18 protein-coding genes are annotated in these 19,090 nt (G+C 75.2%); 11 read left to right on the forward strand and 7 right to left on the reverse strand.

All coding sequences use genetic code 11. The features are described from left to right. Position 1 precedes the first annotated feature (1 nt). A complete protein-coding gene (gene pntB / locus ACH4PY_RS20070; protein ID WP_398184171.1) occupies positions 2-1,408 on the forward strand; it encodes a Re/Si-specific NAD(P)(+) transhydrogenase subunit beta in 1,407 nt (468 codons plus the stop codon). A 48-nt stretch (positions 1,409-1,456) separates the two neighbouring features. Here pntB and ACH4PY_RS20075 read toward each other — a convergent pair whose 3' ends face one another. Then, positions 1,457-2,839: an SMI1/KNR4 family protein gene (locus tag ACH4PY_RS20075; protein WP_398184174.1), complete on the reverse strand. Its 1,383-nt coding sequence runs from the start codon at positions 2,837-2,839 to the stop codon at positions 1,457-1,459. 159 nt (positions 2,840-2,998) lie between these two features. On the opposite strand from ACH4PY_RS20075, the gene ACH4PY_RS20080 reads away from it, so the two are divergent. After that, positions 2,999-3,925, forward strand: a complete 927-nt coding sequence (locus ACH4PY_RS20080; protein WP_398184178.1) for a fructosamine kinase family protein — start codon at positions 2,999-3,001, stop codon at positions 3,923-3,925. A gap of 13 nt (positions 3,926-3,938) precedes the next feature. On the opposite strand, the gene ACH4PY_RS20085 is transcribed toward ACH4PY_RS20080, so the two are convergent. Together ACH4PY_RS20085 and ACH4PY_RS20090 are read right to left on the reverse strand one after the other, a co-directional pair. Further along, complete coding sequence (locus ACH4PY_RS20085) at positions 3,939-4,883, reverse strand: aldo/keto reductase (protein ID WP_398184180.1); 945 nt, start codon at positions 4,881-4,883, stop codon at positions 3,939-3,941. Positions 4,884-4,961: 78 nt separating this feature from the next. Beyond that, the gene (locus ACH4PY_RS20090) at positions 4,962-6,206 is read right to left on the reverse strand and encodes a geranylgeranyl reductase family protein (protein ID WP_398184673.1); all 1,245 of its coding nucleotides are present in this window, start codon (positions 6,204-6,206) and stop codon (positions 4,962-4,964) included. Between the two features lie 379 nt (positions 6,207-6,585). Here ACH4PY_RS20090 and ACH4PY_RS20095 point away from each other — a divergent pair, with 379 nt between their 5' ends. After that, on the forward strand, positions 6,586-8,217 hold the full coding sequence (locus ACH4PY_RS20095; protein WP_398184183.1) for an adenosine deaminase: 1,632 nt from the start codon (positions 6,586-6,588) through the stop codon (positions 8,215-8,217). A gap of 72 nt (positions 8,218-8,289) precedes the next feature. On the opposite strand, the gene ACH4PY_RS20100 is transcribed toward ACH4PY_RS20095, so the two are convergent. Further along, a complete protein-coding gene (locus ACH4PY_RS20100; protein WP_398184186.1) occupies positions 8,290-9,174 on the reverse strand; it encodes an aminoglycoside phosphotransferase family protein in 885 nt (294 codons plus the stop codon). A 95-nt stretch (positions 9,175-9,269) separates the two neighbouring features. Here ACH4PY_RS20100 and ACH4PY_RS20105 point away from each other — a divergent pair, with 95 nt between their 5' ends. Then, positions 9,270-9,635, forward strand: a complete 366-nt coding sequence (locus tag ACH4PY_RS20105; RefSeq protein WP_398184188.1) for a hypothetical protein — start codon at positions 9,270-9,272, stop codon at positions 9,633-9,635. A 141-nt stretch (positions 9,636-9,776) separates the two neighbouring features. Here the strand turns inward: ACH4PY_RS20105 and ACH4PY_RS20110 are convergent, their stop codons facing one another. Both ACH4PY_RS20110 and ACH4PY_RS20115 read right to left on the reverse strand, forming a co-directional pair. Next, positions 9,777-10,322, reverse strand: coding sequence for a GNAT family N-acetyltransferase (locus ACH4PY_RS20110; protein WP_398184191.1), 546 nt, complete (start codon positions 10,320-10,322; stop codon positions 9,777-9,779). 128 nt (positions 10,323-10,450) lie between these two features. Then, positions 10,451-11,305 (reverse strand): LysR family transcriptional regulator, encoded by an 855-nt coding sequence (locus tag ACH4PY_RS20115; RefSeq protein WP_398184194.1) that lies wholly within the window; start codon positions 11,303-11,305, stop codon positions 10,451-10,453. A gap of 189 nt (positions 11,306-11,494) precedes the next feature. Here ACH4PY_RS20115 and ACH4PY_RS20120 point away from each other — a divergent pair, with 189 nt between their 5' ends. Then, the gene (locus ACH4PY_RS20120; RefSeq protein ID WP_398184197.1) at positions 11,495-12,367 is read left to right on the forward strand and encodes an oxidoreductase; all 873 of its coding nucleotides are present in this window, start codon (positions 11,495-11,497) and stop codon (positions 12,365-12,367) included. 36 nt (positions 12,368-12,403) lie between these two features. Here the strand turns inward: ACH4PY_RS20120 and ACH4PY_RS20125 are convergent, their stop codons facing one another. Then, the gene (locus ACH4PY_RS20125; protein ID WP_398184200.1) at positions 12,404-13,066 is read right to left on the reverse strand and encodes a class I SAM-dependent methyltransferase; all 663 of its coding nucleotides are present in this window, start codon (positions 13,064-13,066) and stop codon (positions 12,404-12,406) included. A 199-nt stretch (positions 13,067-13,265) separates the two neighbouring features. Between ACH4PY_RS20125 and ACH4PY_RS20130 the strand changes: the two genes are divergently transcribed. The 6 genes from ACH4PY_RS20130 (at position 13,266) to ACH4PY_RS20155 (ending at position 19,090) form a co-directional block, all read left to right on the forward strand. Then, on the forward strand, positions 13,266-14,153 hold the full coding sequence (locus ACH4PY_RS20130; protein ID WP_398184203.1) for an alpha/beta fold hydrolase: 888 nt from the start codon (positions 13,266-13,268) through the stop codon (positions 14,151-14,153). Between the two features lie 219 nt (positions 14,154-14,372). Next, entirely contained in the window at positions 14,373-15,632 is a 1,260-nt protein-coding gene (locus tag ACH4PY_RS20135) for a substrate-binding domain-containing protein (protein WP_398184205.1), read from the forward strand. A gap of 2 nt (positions 15,633-15,634) precedes the next feature. Then, positions 15,635-16,378 carry an ABC transporter ATP-binding protein gene (locus ACH4PY_RS20140; RefSeq protein ID WP_398184208.1) on the forward strand — a complete coding sequence of 248 codons (744 nt, stop codon included), beginning with the start codon at positions 15,635-15,637 and terminating at the stop codon, positions 16,376-16,378. Beyond that, the gene (locus tag ACH4PY_RS20145) at positions 16,375-17,112 is read left to right on the forward strand and encodes an ABC transporter ATP-binding protein (protein WP_398184211.1); all 738 of its coding nucleotides are present in this window, start codon (positions 16,375-16,377) and stop codon (positions 17,110-17,112) included. The genes ACH4PY_RS20140 and ACH4PY_RS20145 overlap by 4 nt, the downstream gene beginning before the upstream one ends. Further along, positions 17,112-17,999, forward strand: a complete 888-nt coding sequence (locus tag ACH4PY_RS20150; RefSeq protein WP_398184214.1) for a branched-chain amino acid ABC transporter permease — start codon at positions 17,112-17,114, stop codon at positions 17,997-17,999. Before ACH4PY_RS20145 ends, ACH4PY_RS20150 begins: the two co-directional genes overlap by 1 nt. Beyond that, on the forward strand, positions 17,996-19,090 hold the full coding sequence (locus ACH4PY_RS20155) for a branched-chain amino acid ABC transporter permease (protein ID WP_398184217.1): 1,095 nt from the start codon (positions 17,996-17,998) through the stop codon (positions 19,088-19,090). The genes ACH4PY_RS20150 and ACH4PY_RS20155 overlap by 4 nt, the downstream gene beginning before the upstream one ends.

The raw sequence follows: 19,090 nt of genomic DNA on the forward strand, positions 1-19,090 counted from the left end.
CATGACCGCATCGACCGCCGCACAGGCGGCCTACGTCGTCGCCGCGCTGCTCTTCATCCTCTCCCTCGCCGGGCTGTCCCGGCACGAGACGTCCCGCTCCGGCGTGGTCTACGGCATCGCCGGCATGGCCATCGCGCTGGCCGCGACGATCGGGCTGGCCTCGCGCAGCATCGCCGCCACCGGCATGGGGCTGCTGGTCGGCGCCATGGTCGTCGGCGCCGGCATCGGACTGTGGCGGGCCCGCCGGGTCGAGATGACCGGCATGCCGGAACTCATCGCGATACTGCACAGCTTCGTCGGCCTGGCCGCGGTGCTGGTCGGCTGGAACGGCTACCTGGACGTCGAGGCCAAGGGCTCCGGGCAGCACGAGATCGCCGCCGACCTGCTGCGCATCCACCACGCCGAGGTCTTCGTCGGCGTGTTCATCGGCGCGGTGACCTTCACCGGCTCGATCATCGCCTTCCTCAAGCTGTCGGCGCGCATCCGGTCCAGCCCGCTCATGCTGCCCGGCCGCAACCTGCTCAACCTGGGGGCGCTCGCCGCCTTCGCGGGCCTGACCGTCGCCTTCGTGGTCTCCCCCGACGTGGGTCTGCTGGTCGCCGTGACGGCGGTGGCGCTGGCCCTCGGCCTGCACCTGGTGGCGTCGATCGGCGGCGGCGACATGCCCGTCGTGGTCTCGATGCTCAACAGCTACTCGGGGTGGGCGGCGGCCGCGTCCGGCTTCCTGCTCGACAACAACCTGCTGATCGTGACGGGCGCGCTGGTCGGCTCGTCGGGTGCGTACCTGTCGTACATCATGTGCACGGCGATGAACCGCTCGTTCCTGTCGGTCATCGCGGGCGGCTTCGGCGTCGAGACGGGTCCGGCCGACACCACCGACTACGGCGAGCACCGCGAGATCGACGCGTCCGGCACCGCGAAGCTGCTCAAGGACGCCCGGTCGGTCGTCATCACCCCCGGCTACGGCATGGCGGTGGCGCAGGCGCAGTACCCGGTGGCCGATCTGACGCGCAGGCTGCGGGAGATGGGCGTCGAGGTGCGCTTCGGCATTCACCCGGTCGCCGGGCGGCTGCCGGGCCATATGAACGTGCTGCTGGCCGAGGCGAAGGTGCCGTACGACATCGTGCTGGAGATGGACGAGATCAACGACGACCTGGCGCAGACCACGGTCGTCCTGGTCATCGGCGCCAACGACACCGTGAACCCGGCCGCGGTCGACGACCCCGGCAGCCCGATCGCGGGCATGCCCGTGCTGCGGGTGTGGGAGGCGGAGAACGTCGTCGTCTTCAAGCGGTCGATGAATCCCGGCTACGCGGGCGTGCAGAATCCGCTGTTCTTCCGGGACAACAGCCAGATGCTGTTCGGGGACGCGAAGCAGCGGGTCGAGGACATCCTGCGCGCGCTGTGAGCGTACGGGGGGGAGGCGGCGGCCCGGCGCGGGCCGCCGCCTGCCGCGCTACGTGAACGGGCCGAGGTCGCCGCGCAGCACCTCGTCGGTGATCTGCGGGCGGCCGAAGAGCGCGAGCAGCTCGTTGTTCAGCGCGACCATCGCGGCGAGGTCCTGCCCGTGAGCGATGACGGCGGCCGCCGACAGGCCGCTCGGCACCGCGCCGGCGTCCAGCAGCACCCGCCAGTCGTCCGGCCCCAGTTCCAGGAACTCCAGGCCCTTCAGCCCGGATATCTCCAGCGGGTCGGCGAGCGTGCCCGGATACGCCGTGAGCGTGCGCAGCTTCGGCAGCCCCGTGACGGGCGCGAGGCTCACCGGGGGGCGGTCCAGCACGCCGATCTGCAGCACTTCCAGGTCGGGGTGGACCGCGGCCCCGACGTCGGGCAGGCTCCCGCGGTTGACGCGCGCGATCACCGGCGTCCGGTCCGCGTGCACGCGCGGGTGCGGGTGGCTGCTCGGGCGGCGGTGCACGACGAGGTCGGTGAGCGAGTCGGCCTCCAGGTCGGCGCCGGTGTCCTCCTCGTGGCCGATGAAGACGATCTGCCCGGTGCGGCCGAGCGGCCCGGGGGTGAGGTCGACGGCGTAGTAGTCCCCGCCGCCGTTGCTGCCGAAGGCGATCCAGCCGGGCGAGCCGGGAAGCCCCTGCACGGCCGCCTCCGGCGGTGTCACCACCGCCCGGCTCGCGGCGTGCGCCCAGTGCCAGTGCCGCGAGGCCGCGTCGGCGACGTACAGCTGCTCCGGCGGCAGCAGTTCGACGCCGACCGCCTCGTACACCCGCTCGGCGTACTCGTAGTCGGGGAAGTCCGACCACCGGCCGCGGACCACCCGGTAGACGGCGCGCAGTTCGGCGGGCAGCGGCAGACCGAGCCGCCGCTCGGCCTCGGCGATCTCCTCCTCGGTGGCGGGCACGGCGTCCGGCAGCCGCTCCCGCAGGGTGCGCTCCACCAGCCCGGCGTCCGCCGACCCGGCCGGGCGGGCGCCCGGCGCCGGCTCCGGCAGCCGCCGCCACGGCTCGGGAACGGCCCCCTCCACGAACACCAGCGCCGACGGGGCGTGGGTGCCGATCCCCGCTGCGGCGGCCGGGCTGGGCGCGAACACGCGTACCGCGGCGGATCCGGCGAGCGACAGCTGCGCGGTGAAGGCGACGTGCTGCCGGCCCGCCTCGCGCAGCGCCTGCTGGATGCCCTCCACCGCCGCGAACGCGTCCGCCATGTCCTCGACGAGCAGCGCCCGCCCGGGCGCCGAGGGTGCCATGCGCACCGGCACGCTCCAGGCGCTCAGGCCTATCTGACCGCTCACCACTCCTTCGGGCCCTTCCCACTTCTCGTGGCAGTCGGTCCGCAGGACGCGCAGCAGCGGCTCCCAGGTGGCGAATTCGTGCGGTGAGGGCATCCCCGGCCTCCGAGACGTGCGGGAACAGCGGCCGCTCGGCGCCGTTCGTGTGGTGCGGCCGGACGCTGCGACCGGCTGAACGCCATTGTCACAGCCGCCACTGACACTCCCCGGCACTCCCCCACCGGTGCTCTCCGGGCCCGCAATAGGCTGGCCCGCGTGACGGACCACCCGGAGCCCCGGCTCCTGCGCGAGCGACTGCTGTCGGCCGGATTCGACGTCGAGGCGGTGCGCGCCGCGGCGGGCGGGGCCGTGGCGCAGGCCGGGGTCGCCACCCTCGCCGGGGGCCGCGAGATCTTCGCCAAGACGGTGACCACCGCGATACCCGACCTCTTCGCGATCGAGGCGGCGGGCCTCGGCGTACTGCGCGACGCGGGCCTGCGCACGCCCGACGTGCTGCTCGCCTCGTCCGAACTGCTGGTGCTCGCGCCCTTCCCCGCCTTCCCGGACACCGGCGAGGCGTGGGAGGAGCTGGGCCGGGCGGTCGCACGGATGCACACGGCGACCGTGCACGAGCGGTTCGGCTGGCACCGCGACGGCCGGCTCGGACGGCTGCCGCAGGCCAACACCTGGTCCGACGACGGCCACGCGTTCTTCGCCGAGCACCGCGTCCTGCACTGGCTCCCGTTCATCGACGACCGGCTCGACGCGGACGACCGCCGGGCGCTGGAACGGCTCTGCGCGCGGCTGCCGGAGCTGGTCCCCGAGCAGCCCGCCTGCCTCAACCACGGCGACCTGTGGTCGGGCAACGTGCTGGGCGCGCCGGACGGCGGTGTCGCGGTGATCGACCCCGCCGTGTCGTACACCTGGGCGGAGTCCGAGCTGAGCATGCTGTGGTGCTCGCCGCGGCCGCCCGCCTCCGAGCGTTTCTTCACCGCCTACGCCGAGGTGGCGCCGCTCGCCGACGGATGGCGCGAGCGGCTGCCCGTCCTGCACCTGCGCGAGGTGCTCAGCGCGCTGGCGCACGGCGTCGACGACTGGGACGCGGTCGGCTACGTGCGCGGGGTCGTCGCGCCCTTCCGTGCCCGCCGTCCGGGCGGCGCCGGGTCGCCGTCCGCCGAGAACCGGCCGGCGACCACGGCCTGAGGGCGCCCCCGCGTCAGGCGGACGCCTGCGTGAGCGCGTCGGTCTCCGCCTGGCTCAGCCGCAGCTGCGGGAAGGCCAGCAGCGGCGGCAGCTGGCCGGGAACGCGGGCGCTGGCGATGGGGGCGACGACGCCGGGCTGCGCGGCGAGCCAGGCGAGCGCCACGGAGGCCACGTGCGCGCCGTGCGCGGCGGCGGCGCTCTCCAGCGCGGCCAGCACCCGGTCGCCGCGCTCGGTGCCGACGTACGCCTCCACGCGGGCGGTACGGGCGCTCTCCACCGTCTCGCCGGCCCGGTGCTTGCCGGTCAGGAAGCCCGAAGCCAGCGCGAAGTACGGCACGACTGCGAGGCCGTGGCGCACGGCGACGTCCTGGAGCGGGCCCTCGAAGGTGTCGCGGGACATCAGGTTGTAGTGCGGCTGGAGGGCCACGTAGCGGGCCTTGCCCTCGCGCTCGGCGAACTCCAGCGACTCGGTCAGCCGCTCGGGGCTGATGTTGGACGCGGCGACGGCGCGCACCTTGCCCTCGCGCACCAGGTCGTCGAGGGCGGTGACGATGTCCTCGACGGGCACCTCGGGGTCGTCGAAGTGCGTGTAGTACAGGTCGATGCGGTCGGTGCCGAGGCGGCGCAGCGAGGCCTCCGCGGCGGCCTTGATGTTCGCCGGGCGCAGGCCGCGGAAGTCGGGGTGCTGGCTCACCTTGGTCGCGACGACGACGCTGTCGCGGTTGCCGCGGGCCGCCAGCCACTCCCCGATGATGTGCTCCGACTCGCCGCCCACGTTGCCGGGGATCCACGCGGTGTACGCGTCGGCGGTGTCCACGAAGTTGCCGCCCGCCTCGGCGTAGGCGTCGAGGACGGCGAAGGAGGTGGCCTTGTCGGCGGACCAGCCGAAGACGTTCCCGCCGAGGCTGAGCGGGAAGACCTCGATGTCCGACGGGCCGAGCTTGCTGAGTGCAGTCATGATCGTGTGCAGCAACGTGCCGCGTACAGGTTATTCCGCCCGCCCCGGCCGTATCGAGGGGCGGACGGACACCGGTGGTCAGCGGGTCGCGGCCCGTGCGGGGGTGAGGCGGACGAGGGTGTTGAGGACGTGGTCCACGGCGTCGCGGGAGGGGTCGTCGGTGAGGTTGGTCAGCAGCCGCGCCATGCCGTCGACCAGGACGGGCCGGTCGATGATGCGGGTGAGCAGCGGCTCGAAGCCGGAGCGGCTCAGCAGGTACGTCGCCGCGGCGTTGCCGAGCCGGTAGTAGCGGCCCCAGCGGCGGTCGAGCACGGCGGGGTAGCTCTGCAGGACGCGCTCGCGGCCGGGGCCCGCCGGGCGGGTCAGCGCGAGGGCGGCGACCTCGGCCGCCGCCTCGCCGGACTCCATGGCCTGGCAGATGCCCTCGCCGTTCCACGGGCTGATCGTGCCCGCGCTGTCGCCGACGAGCATCAGCCCGCGGCCGTACTGCGGGCGCCGGTTGAGGCCCATCGGCAGGGCGGCGCTGCGCAGCGGGCCGTCGGCGCCCGCCTCGTCCAGGCCCCACTCCGGCGGGGTGCGCTCCAGCCACGCGGCCAGCACGGCGCGCAGGTCGGGGGTGCGCCGGCCGCGGCGGCCCAGCACGCCCACCCCGACGTTCACCCGCCCGTCGCCGAGCGGGAAGATCCAGCCGTAGCCGGGCAGCCAGGCGTCGCTCTGCGGCAGCCGCAGATCCGCCCACAGCTCCAGGTACTCCTCGCCGGAGCGGGTGGGGCTGCGGAAGTAGCGGCGCAGCGCGGTGGCCATCGGGCGGGCCTTGTCGCGGTGCGCGCCCAGCGCGACGGCCAGCCGCGCCGAGGCGCCGTCGGCGGCGACGACGAGCGGCGCGCGGTGCTCGACCGGCTCGCCGTCCGGTCCGGCGGCGGCGCGGACACCGACGACCCGGCCGGTGCGGTCGGTGAGCGGCCCGGTGACCTTGACCCCGGTGTGCAGCCGGGCGCCGGCCGCCTGGGCGTGTCGGGCGAGGATCTCGTCGAAGTCGTGCCGGGTGCGGGTCAGTCCGAAGTCCGGGAAGCGCGCGAGGTTGGGCCAGTCGATGAGCACGTGCCGCTCACCGCAGACCCAGCGCATACCGCGCGAGCGGTGCCAGCCCTCGCCGGTGACGTCGACGCCCATGCGCACGAGTTGGTGGACGCCGCGCGGGGTCAGTCCGTCGCCGCACACCTTCTCGCGCGGGAAGTCATCCTTCTCCAGCATCAGGACGTCCACCCCGGCGCGGGCTAGGTGGAAGGCCGCGCTGGAGCCGGCCGGGCCCGCCCCGACCACGATGACCTGCGCGTCCTGCGCGGTGCGGGTGTCCTGCTCGGGCGCCCCGGTCCGGGCGGCGCGGTGCGGGCCGCGCGGGCCGCCGCCGGAGGTCTTCGGACTGTTGTCACGGTGCTCGTCGTTCACGTCGCTCACGTTGCTCGCATCGGTGTCGCTGATATCTCTGATATCGCCGTTATCGCTCGTATCGCCGTTCTCGTCCTTCACATCACGTATGGCTACCCGCGGACCGGCCCCTCGATGCGGGCGGTCTCGCCCGCGGGGCCGAACGGCGTATCCCGCGGGGCCTCCCCCGCCGCACCCCCCGTACGGGTGACGGCGGGCGTGCGGCGGTGTGTCAACTCCCGCGCGCGGGGCCCTCCGTGGCCACGATGGCACCATGATCATCAACGGTTTCTCCCCCGCCCGCCGGCTCCGGCGGCTGGCGGGCGCCGGTCTTGGGGCGCTCGCCGTGGTGTGCGCGCTGGCGGCGCCCGCGCCCGCGGCGGCGTCGGGTGCGCGCTCCGGCACCGCCTCCGGCGCGCCGTCGGCCGCGGCCCGCCTGGTGACACCCGCCGAGGCGCTCACCGACGCCTACCTGCGCTCCGTCCGCGCCGATCCGGCCCGGCTGCGCGACTTCTTCGTGGCGATGCCCAAGGGCGGCGACCTGCACAACCACCTGTCCGGCGCGGTCTCCACCGAGTACCTGATCGACCGGGCCGCGGAAGACGGCCTGTGCATCGAGATGCAGACCATGACCGCCGTCGAGCCGCCCTGCGGGCCCGGCACCCGGCCCGCCGCGGACGCGCGGACCGACAAGGCATTCCACGACGCGATCGTGCGGGCCTGGTCCATGCAGGACTTCCCGCCGGACGGCAACGGGCACGACCACTTCTTCGACACCTTCGGCAAGTTCGGCGAGGTGACGTGGCGGCACCGCGGCGACATGCTCGCCGACGTCGCGGACACCGCGGTGCGGCAGAACCAGTTCTACCTGGAGACGATGGTCACCCCGGCCTCGGACCAGGCCAAGCAGCTCGCCCAGCAGGTGGGCTGGGACCCGGACTTCGCCGCCCTGCACGCGAAGCTCACCGCGGACGGCAAGCTCGACGCGGTCGTCGCCGCGGCCCGCAAGGAGGCCGACGACGGCGACGCCGAGTTCCGCGCCTCGGAGCGCTGCGGCACCTCCGCCGCCCGGCCCGGGTGCGCGCTCACCGTGCGGTGGATCTCCCAGGTCTCCCGCGGCAGCGCGCCCGAACGCGTCTTCACGCAGATGGAAGTCGGCATGCGGCTGGCCGAGGCCGACCCGCGGTTCGTCGCCGTCAACCTGGTCCAGCCCGAGGACGGCGAAGTCGCGCTGCGCGACTACAGCCTCCAGATGCACATGCTCCAGTACCTGCGCACGGTCTACCCGAGGGCCCATGTGACCCTGCACGCGGGTGAGTTGTGGCCCGGCCTGGTCAAGCCCGCCGATCTGGCCTTCCACATCGAGGAGGCCGTCGGCGTCGCGGGCGCCGAGCGCATCGGGCACGGCGTGGACCTGGTCCACGAGGACGACTGGCAGGCCACCGCCCGCACCATGGCGGCCCGCCAGGTCGCCGTCGAGGTGCCGTTCAGCAGCAACGCGCAGATCCTGGGCGTCAAGGGCGCCGAGCACCCGTTCGAGACCTACCGGGCCTACGGCGTGCCCGTCGTCCTCGCGACCGACGACCCGGGGGTCTCCCGTGTCGACATCAGCCACGAGTTTCAGTACGCGGCCGCGACCTACGGGCTGACGTACCCGGAGCTGAAGGACCTGGCCCGCGCCTCGCTCCAGTACGCCTTCCTGCCCGGCGCCTCGCTCTGGTCGGGCAACCCCACCGCGCTGGGTTACCGCCCGCAGCCGGCCTGCCGCGACCAGCTCCCCGGCACCGGCCGTCCGGCCTCGGCGGCCTGCCGCCGACTGCTCGCCGCCAGCCCCCGGGCCGCCGTCGAATGGCGCCAGGAGGCGGCGTTCGCCGCCTTCGAGTACGGCGTGCTCAGCAGGCACTGACACCCGTGGCCGCCCGCTCCCGCCGGGAGCGGGCGGCCCGGCTCCCGCCCGGGGCCCGTCCTCCGGGCCCCCTCACCGACCGCCCAGCACCGCCCGGAGGACGTGGCGGGCGTTGCGGGCCATCGCCGGGTTGGTCTCCCGGTAGTAGGGCAGGGCGATCAGCGCCTGCGAGAGGGTGCGGGCGCGGCCGCGGGCCCAGGTGGCGTCGTCGGCGCCGAGGGCGGCGCGGAAGGTGTCGCGCGCGTGCGGCGGCAACAGGTTCCAGGCCGGGAAGAGGTCGCACGCCGGGTCGCCGGCGCCCGCGCAGCCGAAGTCGATGACGGCGGACAGGCGTCCGCCGCGGACGAGCAGGTTGCCCGGCATCAGGTCGGCGTGCAGCCACACCGGCGAGCCGTCCCACGCGGGGGCCCGCAGTGCCTCCTCCCACACGGCCAGGGCCGCGTCGCAGTCCACCTCCTCCTGCGGGACCGCCCGCAGCGCCTCGATCGCCTGACGTGTCTCGGCGTCGAGTGCGGCGAGCGGTCCGCCCCGGTGGGCGCGCGGCGCGTCGGGCAGGGTGACGGCGCGCATCGCGGTCACGAAGCCCGCCAGGTCGGCCGCCAGCCCCTCGGGATCGGCGAGCGCCCCCGCCTCGGGCGGCGCGCCCGGCAGCCACCGCAGCACCGACCAGGCCCACGGATACCCCTCGCCGGGCTCCCCCTCCCCCACCACCTCGGGTACGGGCACCGGCAGCAGTCCCGCCAGCCGCGGCAGCCACCGCCGCTCCCGCTCGACGTCCGCCGCCCCGCCGGGCACCAGCGGCAGCCGCACGAGCAGGTCGTCGCCGAGCCGGAACATCGCGTTGACCGTCCCGCCGGACGCCAGCCGCCGTACCGGCAGCCCTGCCCACCGCGGGAACCGCCCCGCGACCAGCTGCGCCACCAGGTCGCCGTCGACAGGGAATTGATCGGGGTGCACAGGCTCTCCTCGGCTCTTCCCGCGCGGACCGCGCTCCGCGCGGGAACGACCGGGCCCGTGCGCGGGCCCGCGGCGCCCGGTGGACAATGACGGGCATGTTCTCACGCTGGTCGGTCGCTTCCCGCAACTCGCTGCTGTCCATCGGCTCCACCGAGTCGGTGCTGTCCATCGGGTCGGCGGGCTCGGCCCTGTCGATCGGGTCGGTGGGCTCCTTCGCGTCCTTCGGGTCGCTCGGCTCGGCGATGTCCGCGCTGTCGATCGGGTCCTACCAGTCCTTCGGGTCGTGGCTGTCGGGCCAGTCGAGTCACTCCGCTCTGAGCTGGCAGTCCCACGGGGCGGTCCGCGCCCGCCGCGCGTACGGCGACGCGGGCGCCGCCCGGCTGCCGCGCGCCGCGGTCACGCTCACCGCGACCGCGGTGGTGGGGCTCGCGTGGTGGCAGGCGCGACGCGTGTTCAGGTGACGAAGGCGCGGCGGGTGGCGACGTGCCGCTCCGCCGGGCGCGGGGGTGGCGAAGGCGGCGGTCGTCGTCCGGGTTCGGGCCCGTGGGCAGGCCCGGCCCGGGTGTTGTGCGCGATGCCGTGCGCGGGTGCCGTGCGCAGGCCTACGCGTCGGGCATGACGCGCCGCCAGATCCGGTCGTCGTCGGTACGGTCGCCGAGGGTGAAGGTGCAGCGGCCGGACTCCGCGAAGCCGTGCCGCCGGTAGAAGCGCTTGGCCCGCTCGTTGTGGTCGAAGACCGTCAGGTAGATCTCCGGGGCCTGCTCGGCGGCGGCCGTCGCCAGCGCCCAGTCCATGAGCCGGGTGGCGACCCCGCTGCCGTGCCACGCGCCGAGGACGTAGATCTGCTGGAGTTCGAGCGCGCCGGGGGCCGGGTCGGCGGCGGGGGCCCGTAGCGGCGTCAGCTTGGCGTATCCGACGGGGGTGGCACCGTGGAAGGCGGCCCGCCAGCGGACCGACGGGTCGGTGAGGTCGCGCGCCATGGTGCCGTCCGGCCCGTAGGCGCCGTCGAGGAACGCGCCGAAGGGCTCCGGGGCGTAGAGGTGCCCGAAGGTCTCCGTGAAGGAGCGGCGTGCTGTGTCCCGCAGGGCGCCGTGACCGCCCGCCTCCGGTGCCCTGTAGCTGATCCGGTCGTTCCCGTCATGACGCATGGACGCCCCCCGGCGTACACAGACGCCCTTCCGGTACGGAGGAGGTCCGAGCGTGGCGGGCGCGCCGGGGCCCGTTGCAGCGTCTCTCGGACTCGCTCCGACGATACCCGTGCGGCACCGCCGGTCACTCACAGCCGGGTGGCGGTGCGGACGAGCGCGGCGAGGGCGAGGGAGCGGCTGTGCGCGGGCCACACGATGTGGGTGACGACCGGGGGCGCGTCGCTCAGCGGGACGGCGGCGTGCTCGGCCCACAGCCAGGCGCGGGCCGAGTCGGGGAAGACCGCCAGGGTGCGGCCGAGGGCGATCAGCTGGGCCAGTTGCGTCTGGTCGTGGATCTCGGGCCCGGGGCCGGGGGCGTAACCGCCGTCGTGCGACCAGCGGGCGAGCGGCAGGCCGGGGACGCCGGCGGCCTCGGCCAGGGACAGGCTCCGGCGCGCGGCGAGAGGGTGCCGGGCGGGCAGCACGGCGATCTGGCCCTCGGTGAGCAGCGCCTCGCTGTCGAAACCGGCGAGGGAGTTGAAGGGGGTGTGCATGAGCGCGACGTCGGCCCGGCCGTCCCTCAGCAACTCGCCCTGCTCGCACGTGCCGCTCGGCAGCACCTCGACCTCGGCGGCGCCGGGTTCGGCCGCGTGGGCGTCGAGCAGTTTGCGCAGCAGCTCGTGGGAGGCGGCGGCCTTGACGGCGAGCACCAGCCGGTTGCCGGTGCCGTCCGGGGCGCCGGCCCGGACGGTGCGGCGGGCGGCGGCCGCGGCCGCGTCGAGGGCCGCGCGGCCCTCGTGCAGCAGCACCTCGCCCGCGGCGGTCAGGGCGACACCGTGGCGGTCACGTTCGAGCAGGCCGACGCCGAGGCGCCGTTCCAGCTGGCGGATCGCCCGGGACAGCGGTGGCTGGGCCATGCCGAGCCGCTCGGCGGCGCGGCCGAAGTGCAGTTCCTCGGCGACGGCGACGAAGTAGCGCAGCTCGCGAGTCTCGACGGTGCTCATCCGCCCCAGCGTAATCCGGTGATACCCGGCGGGTATCACCGTGCACCGAGTCGGTGTTGGCCGCCGTCGCCGCCCCCGGGCGACGATCGCAGGGCCCCCGGCGGCCCCGGAGAGCCGCCGCGGGCGGCCGACGGGCCCGGCCGGCACGCGGCCTTCCACAGCACCGACACGCAGGAGAGAGAACCAGCGATGCAGACACCTTCGACGGCACTGCCCGGCGGCACCCTGGCCCTGGGCGATCTGCCCGTCACCCGCTTCGGCTACGGCGCGATGCAGCTCGCCGGTCCCGGGGTCATGGGCCCGCCCGCGGACCCGGACGCCGCGGTGGCCGTCCTGCGCGAGGCCGCCGAGCTCGGGATCACCCATGTGGACACCTCCGGCGCCTACGGACCGCGCGTCACCAACCGGCTGATCCGCGCGGCGCTGCACCCTTACCCCGCCGCGCTGCGCATCGTCACCAAGGTCGGCGCCGTCCGCGACCCGCAGGGCGGCTGGCCCCCGGCCCGGCGGCCCGGGGAACTGCGCCGCGCCGTCCAGGAGAACCTCGACGACCTCGGCCTCGACACGCTCGACGTGGTCAACCTCCGCCTCGGCGACGCCCGGGGCCCGGTGCCCGGCTCGCTCGCCGAACCGTTCGAGGCGCTCGCCGAACTCCGGCAGCAGGGCCTGATCCGGCACCTGGGGGTGAGCAACGCGACGGCGGAGCAGGTCGCCGAGGCGCGGACGATCGCGCCGGTGGTGTGCGTGCAGAACATGTACAACCTCGCCCACCGCCGGGACGACGCACTGATCGACGAGCTGGCCGGGCAGGGCGTCGTCTACGTGCCCTTCTTCCCGCTCGGCGGCTTCAGCCCGCTGCAGTCCGCCGCACTCGACGCGGTGGCCGCCCGCCGGGACACGACGGCGACGGCCGTCGCCCTGGCGTGGCTGCTCGCCCGTTCGCCCAACATCGCGCTCATCCCCGGCACTTCCTCGGTCGCCCACCTGCGCGCGAACGCGTGCGGCGCGGCGCTCGCGCTCACCGCGGAGGATCTCGCCGAGCTGGACGGGATCGGCCGCTGAGTCCTGCCGCCGTCCGGCTCCGGCCGTGACGGTTCCTCACCGGGCCCCCGCCCGGTGGCCCGCGCCCCAGAAGAACGGCCCGGCCGTCGGCGTCACGGTGATGTCCCAGCCGAGGCCGCGAAGCCGCGCCTCCAGCTCCGCGGGCTCGTGGGGGAACTTCACGATCCGGTAGGCGGTCCCGTCGGGGGTGCGCCGCTCGACGGTGGAGGACGCCGGGCCCTCGACGAGCTCCTCCGGGGTCCGGTGGTGGTCGTCGACGAAGAACACCCGGCCGCGCGGTGCGAGGGCGGCGGCCACCAGGGACCAGAAGGACTCGAACCGCCCGTCGGGGACGTGCGAGAGCCAGCACCCCATGAAGACGACGTCGTAGCGGCGGTCGGGTTCCCAGGTGAACAGGTCGGCCTCGACGAATCCGACCGGGGCGCCGTCCGGGACGCGGCCGGCGGCGAGCGCGAGCATCTCCGGGGACGCGTCGACGGCGGTGACGTCGTCGGCGTGGCGGAGCAGTTGAGGGGTCCAGGTGCCGGGACCGCAGGCCAGCTCCAGGACCCTCCCCGTCGGCCGGAACGCGTCGAGCGCCATGGCCGGCTCGGCGCCGCCGGGAAGGTCGAGGCGCTGGCCGAGGTAGTCGGGGGCGAGGGCGCTGTAGTAGGCGCGCTGCTCTGACAGGAGCCGGTTCTGAGCCGATGAGGTGTCCATGGCTCCACCGTCGGCCCTGCCCCAGGGGCAAGGTCAACCTCGCTGGGGGGTGTCCGCCCGCGGGCGGTCCCGCACGGGGTTCCGCGCACACCGGGCGGTCCCGCGCTGTGTGGGCCGCGGCCATGTCCCCCGGCCGGGCGGGTGCCTATCCTGCACTGGCCGCGCGGGGCGGCGGTGGGCACGGAAGGGCGGGCGGCGGATGGGTGAGCGGGCGTACGAGGACGGCCGGGTGGAGGTCGAGGGCGGCGGGCTGGCGGTACGGCGCTGGCCCGGACGACCGGGCGGCGGCACGGTGCTGGCCGTGCACGGCATCGCCTCCAACGGGCTGGCGTGGGCCCGGGTCGCCGAGGAGCTGGACGGCGTGGAGGTGATCGCCCCCGACCTGCGCGGGCGCGGGCTGAGCCGGGACGTCGCGGGGACCAGCAGCATGGCCCGGCACGCCGACGACCTGCGGGCGGTGCTCGACCGCTTCGGCGTGCCGCGTGCGGTGCTCGCCGGGCACTCGATGGGCGGCTTCGTGGCGTGCGTCGCGGCCCGCCGCCATCCGGAACGCTACGCGGCGGCCGTGCTGGTCGACGGCGGGCTGGGCTTCCCGGTGCCGCAGGATGTGGACATCGACACGGTGCTGCACGCGGTGATCGGGCCCGCGATGCGCAAGCTGGAGACGACCTTCCCGGACCGCGCCGCCTACCACGCGTTCTGGGCGGAGCACCCGGCCTTCGCGGATCTGTCCGGGCCGGACGTCGCCGCCTACCTCGACCGGGACCTGGTCGGGCAGGCGCCCGAACTGCGGTCCGCCTGCCGGGCCGCGGCCGTCCGCGAGGACGCGGAGGACGAGCTGCGCAACCCCGAGGTCTTCGCCGCGATCCACTCGCTGCCCCTTCCCGCGCGGCTGCTGTGGGCGGAGCGCGGCCTGCAGGACGAGCCGGTGGGGCTGTACGCGCCCGAGGTGATCGCCGCCGGCGCTCTGGCCGGGGCCGGGGTGGCGGCCCACTTCGTCCCCGGGGTGAACCACTACTCGGTGCTGCTGGGCGAGGCCGGGGCGCGTGTCGTGGCCGCCCACGTGCGCGAGGCCCTGGGCGGCTGACCGCCAGGCGCCGAAGGGGCCCGGCCCGGGGGACGGCCCCCGGCTCCCGGGCTCTTTCCGTGCCCCGCCGCGCCCCGCCGTGCCCGGGGGCCGGCGCCTGCCATGGTCCGCGCCGACACCGGTCGCCCGCGCAGAACGTGTGCCGCCCACATGTCCCGTTCACCTGGCCGCTTCTACCGTTCACCCCACCACACACCCCCTCTCCGGAAGCCGGTCGCCATGCGTCGTATCCGTACCTCCACCGCTTCGCGGCCCTCGGGTCCGCGCAGGAGCAGATCCCTCACCGCGCTCGCGGTGGCGGCCGTGGCCGCCGTCCTGCTGGCCGGGTGCAGCAAGCCGGGGCAGGCCGGCAGTTCCTCGCAGGCAGGCGGCGACGCCGCGTCCGCGCCGGTGAAGGTGGGCCTGGTGTACTCGCGCAGCGGGCCGCTCGCGGCGTACGGCAAGCAGTACGCCGAGGGGTTCAAGGCCGGTCTGGCGTACGCCACGCACGGCACCGGCAAGGCCGGGGGCCACAAGGTGGAGGTCACCGAGCAGGACGACACGGGCGACCCGGCGAAGGCGGTCGCCGAGGCCAAGTCGCTGATCGGCAAGGGCACCCGGATCATCGCGGGCACCACCGACTCGGGCGTGGCGCTGCAACTGGCCCCGCTGGCCGCGCAGAACAAGGTGCTGTACGTCGCGGGACCGGCGGCGACGGACGCGCTGACCGGCGTCAACGCGTACACCTTCCGCTCCGGGCGGCAGTCCTACCAGGACATCCTGGCCGCGGGCTCGCTGCTCGGCGGCGCCCAGGGCAAGAAGGTCACCGTCCTCACCCAGAACTCCGCGTTCGGGCAGGCGAACGTCGCGGCGGTCAAGCAGGTGCTGGGCGGTCAGGGGGCCACGGTGGACTCGGTGCTGGCGCCGCCGAGCGCGGGCGACCTCACACCGTTCGCCCGTCAGGTGCGCTCCCGCAAGCCGGACCTGGTGTTCGTGGCCTGGGCCGGGGCGAGCGCGCCCGCGCTGTGGACCGCGCTCGACCAGCAGGGCGTGGTCGGCTCCACCAAGGTCGTCACGGGCCTGGCGGGCGTGTCCTCGTACCCGCTGTTCGGCGCCGCCGGCGCGAAGGTGTCGTTCCTGGCGCACTACTTCCCGGGCGCGGCCGGCACGCCCGTGGAGAAGGCGATGCTGGACGCGGTCACGGCCGCGGGCGGCACCCCCGACCTGTTCACACCGGACGGTTTCACCGCGGCGCAGATGATCGTGCACGCCGTCGAGGCGGGCAGCGCCACGGACGCGACGGCCATGGTCAAGGCGCTGGAGGGCTGGTCCTTCCAGGGGCCCAAGGGCGACGAGCAGGTCCGGGCGGCGGACCACGCGCTGCTCCAGCCGATGTTCACCGCGAAGCTCACCGGCAGCGGCACGGCGGCCGTACCGCAGCTGCTCTCCCGGCTGCCGATGGCGTCGGTGGCGCCGCCGTCCCACCCGATGGCGGGCTGACCGTGGCCCCGGTACTGCGGCTGGCGGGGGTGGGCTGGTCGGTGGGCGGCGCGGCCATCGTCGACGACGTGTCGTTCGAGGTGCGCGAGGGCGAGTTCCTGGCCTTCATCGGTCCCAACGGCGCGGGCAAGACCTCGCTGTTCAACCTGATCAGCGGTCTGGTCCCGGTGGCCGCCGGGACGATCGCGCTGGACGGCGCGGACGTCACCGCGCACGGACCGGCCGCCCGCGCCCGGCGGGGTCTCGGCCGGACGTTCCAGACGTCGAGCCTGTGGCCGTCGATGACGGTCGCGGACCATGTGCGGCTGGCGGCGCAGGCCGCCGGGGGCGGCTCGTACCGCCTGTGGCGGCGGGCCGCCGGGTACGCGGGCAAGGTGGCCGGGGTGCTGGAGCGCACCGGTCTGGCGCACCGCGCGGACGCGGCGGCCGGGGCCCTGTCGCACGGCGAGAAGCGCAAGCTGGAACTGGCCGTGCTGCTGGTCGGCGAGCCCCGGCTGATGCTGCTGGACGAGCCGATGGCGGGGGTGAGCGCCGAGGAGGTGCCGGCGCTCACCGCGCTGATCCGCTCGCTGCACCGCGACGAGGGCCGCACGGTCCTGATGGTCGAGCACCACATGGACGTGCTGCTGGGCCTCGCCGACCGGCTGGCGGTGATGCACCACGGCACGCTGCTGGCCCTGGACACCCCGCGGGCCGTCATGGCGGACGCCACCGTGCAGTCCGCGTACCTGGGGGAGGCGCTGTGAGCACGGCGGAAGGGCCGCTGCTGGAGGTGCGGGACCTGCGGGTCGTGCTGGGCGGCCGGCACATCCTGCACGGCGTCGACCTGGACGTGGCGCCGGCCGGCGTCACGGCGCTGCTCGGCCGCAACGGGGCGGGCAAGACCACCACGGTCCGCGCGGTGCTCGGGCTGGTGCCGCGCAGCGGCAGCGTCCGCCTCGCGGGCGCCGAGACGGTACGGCTGGCCACCCACGACCTGGTGCGCCGCGGCATCGGCTACGCGCCGGAGGACCGCGGGGTCTTCGCCGGTCTGACGGTGGCCGAGAACCTGCGGCTGGCCGAGCGCCCCGGCGCGGGCACCCCCGACTACCCGCTGGTGTACGAGCTGTTCCCGGAGCTGCGCGAGCGCGCGGACCAGCCCGCCGGGACCCTGTCGGGCGGTCAGCAGCAGATGGTGGCCATCGCCCGCACCCTGCTCAACGGCAACCGGCTGGTCATCGCCGACGAGCCGACGAAGGGGCTGGCGCCGCGGGTCGTCACGGAGGTGGCCCGGGTGCTGGAGCGCGCGGCGCTCGCCGTGCCGGTGCTGCTCGTGGAGCAGAACCTGGCGCTGGTGCGGCGGCTGGCCGGCTCCTGCGTGGTGCTGGCCGACGGGCGCACCGCGCACCGCGGTCCCGCCGCCGACCTGCTGGCGGACGCCGGCGCCACCCGCCGCCTGCTGGGCGTGGGTTCGAGCTCGCACGAGGAGGCGGACGCCTGATGTCCACCGTCGTTCTGCTCGCGGTCACCGGACTGGGCCTGGGCGCCCTGTACTTCCTGGTGGCCTCCGGGCTGTCGCTGATCTTCGGTCTGATGGACGTCCTCAACTTCGCGCACGGCGCGCTGCTGTCGATCGGCGCGTACGGCAGCTGGTGGGCCGCCTCCGGGCACGTACCGGGGGCCGGGCCCGGCGGGGCGGGCTTCGTGCTCGCCGTCGCCTTCGGGACCGCGGTGGGCACCCTGGCCGCCGTCGTCCTCGAACTGCTGCTGATCCGGCCGCTGTACGAGCGGCCCCGGGAGCAGGTGCTCGCGACCGTCGGTGTGGGCCTGGCGGTGCCGGCCCTGCTGTCGGCCGTCTGGGGCTCCGACGCCCGCCCCTTCCCCGGACCGCAGGCGCTGTCCGGCACGTTCGGGCTGCTGGGCGCCCGGATCCCGGTCAACCGGCTGGTCCTGGTGGGCGCCGCGCTGCTGGTGCTCGCCGGGCTGCGGCTGTTCCTGGGCCGCACCCGGCACGGCCTGGTGGTGCGCGCCGGGGTGGAGGACCGGGCCATGGTCACCGCGCTGGGCGTCGACGTACGGCGCGCGTTCACCCTGGTCTTCGCGATCGGCGGGGCCGCGGCCGCGCTCGGCGGCGCGCTCGGCGGGCTGTACTACGGCTCGGTCGACCCGGGCCAAGGCACCTCGCTGCTGATCTTCGCGTTCGTGGTGGTGGTGATGGGCGGCATGGGCTCGGTGTCCGGCGCGGCGCTGGCCGCGGCCGGCGTGGGGCTGGTCCAGCAGTTCGCCAACTACTACACGGCGTCCGGCCTCGGCGACCTCGCCGTGGTCGTCCTGCTCGCCGCCCTGCTGCTGCTGCGGCCGGGCGGTCTCACCGGGAGGCTCGCATGACCACCGCCGCTCCGGTCCGCACCGCGGGCCCCGACACACCGCGGGTCCGGGCGGCCGCCCGCTCCTGGACGCGCTGGTGGCCCGCGGCGGTGCTGGCGGTGCTGATCGCCGTGCCGTACAGCGCGATGCCGCTGCCGGGCCTGCTCGACGGCCCCGTCGGCTCCGCGGGCAGCCTGCAACTGCTCGCGCTCTGTCTGGTGTTCGGGGCGCTCGCGACCGGCTACGACCTGCTGCTCGGCCGGACCGGGCTGCTGTCGTTCGGGCACGCCCTGTACTTCGCCGCGGGCAGCTACGCCACCGAGATCCTGATGGCCGGGGCGGGGTTGCCGTTCGTGCCGTCGGTGCTGCTCGGCCTGCTGTCCGGGACCGTGCTCGCGGCCCTGCTGGGATCGGTGTCGCTGCGGGTGTCCGGGATCGCGTTCTCCATGGTCACCCTGGCGTTCGCGCAGGCCGGTTCGCTGCTGGTGGAGCGCGACCCGGGCGGGGTGACCGGCGGCGAGGAGGGCCGCGCGATCCCCGCCGACAAACTGCCGTCCTTCCTGGCCGGCATCGGCAACACCGCCAACCTGTACTGGATCGCGCTGGCCTATCTGGTGCTGACGCTGGCCGTGGTGCAGTGGGCGGTGCGCTCGCCCACCGGCCGGGTGTGGGAGGGCATCAGGGAGAACGAGCGCCGGGTGGAGGTGCTGGGCCTGCGCCCGTACGGCTTCAAGCTCGTCGCCTTCGTCCTGGCCGGGGCGCTCGCCGCCGCGGGCGGCGTGGTGCACCTGCTCCTCACCGGCGGGGCGACCCCGCGGACCACCACCTCCGACTTCACCCTCTCGCTGCTGGTGATGGTCGTCCTGGGCGGATCCGGCTCCCGGTGGGGGCCGCTGATCGGGGGCGTCGCCTACACCTGGGCCGACCAGCGGCTCGGCGACCTCGCCGGGTCCGGCACCGTGACGGGCCTGCCGCAGGTGCTGCGGGTGCCGCTGTCGCAGCCGCTGTTCCTGCTGGGCACGCTGTTCGTGGTCGCGGTGTACGTGCTGCCGGGCGGGGTGGCCCGGCTCCCGGAGCGGCTGCGGACCGTACGCGCCGGGAAGGCCCCGTAG

This window comes from Streptomyces sp. NPDC021224 (genome assembly GCF_044332905.1).
GTDB lineage: Bacteria > Actinomycetota > Actinomycetes > Streptomycetales > Streptomycetaceae > Actinacidiphila.

Coding starts and splice junctions, on each gene's coding strand:
- pntB (WP_398184171.1), top strand. CDS start 2: ATGACCGCATCGACCGCCGCACAGGCGGCCTACGTCGTCGCCGCGCTG.
- ACH4PY_RS20075 (WP_398184174.1), bottom strand. CDS start 2,839: ATGCCCTCACCGCACGAATTCGCCACCTGGGAGCCGCTGCTGCGCGTC.
- ACH4PY_RS20085 (WP_398184180.1), bottom strand. CDS start 4,883: ATGACTGCACTCAGCAAGCTCGGCCCGTCGGACATCGAGGTCTTCCCG.
- ACH4PY_RS20095 (WP_398184183.1), top strand. CDS start 6,586: ATGATCATCAACGGTTTCTCCCCCGCCCGCCGGCTCCGGCGGCTGGCG.
- ACH4PY_RS20105 (WP_398184188.1), top strand. CDS start 9,270: ATGTTCTCACGCTGGTCGGTCGCTTCCCGCAACTCGCTGCTGTCCATC.
- ACH4PY_RS20110 (WP_398184191.1), bottom strand. CDS start 10,322: ATGCGTCATGACGGGAACGACCGGATCAGCTACAGGGCACCGGAGGCG.
- ACH4PY_RS20115 (WP_398184194.1), bottom strand. CDS start 11,305: ATGAGCACCGTCGAGACTCGCGAGCTGCGCTACTTCGTCGCCGTCGCC.
- ACH4PY_RS20120 (WP_398184197.1), top strand. CDS start 11,495: ATGCAGACACCTTCGACGGCACTGCCCGGCGGCACCCTGGCCCTGGGC.
- ACH4PY_RS20125 (WP_398184200.1), bottom strand. CDS start 13,066: ATGGACACCTCATCGGCTCAGAACCGGCTCCTGTCAGAGCAGCGCGCC.
- ACH4PY_RS20130 (WP_398184203.1), top strand. CDS start 13,266: ATGGGTGAGCGGGCGTACGAGGACGGCCGGGTGGAGGTCGAGGGCGGC.
- ACH4PY_RS20135 (WP_398184205.1), top strand. CDS start 14,373: ATGCGTCGTATCCGTACCTCCACCGCTTCGCGGCCCTCGGGTCCGCGC.
- ACH4PY_RS20150 (WP_398184214.1), top strand. CDS start 17,112: ATGTCCACCGTCGTTCTGCTCGCGGTCACCGGACTGGGCCTGGGCGCC.
- ACH4PY_RS20155 (WP_398184217.1), top strand. CDS start 17,996: ATGACCACCGCCGCTCCGGTCCGCACCGCGGGCCCCGACACACCGCGG.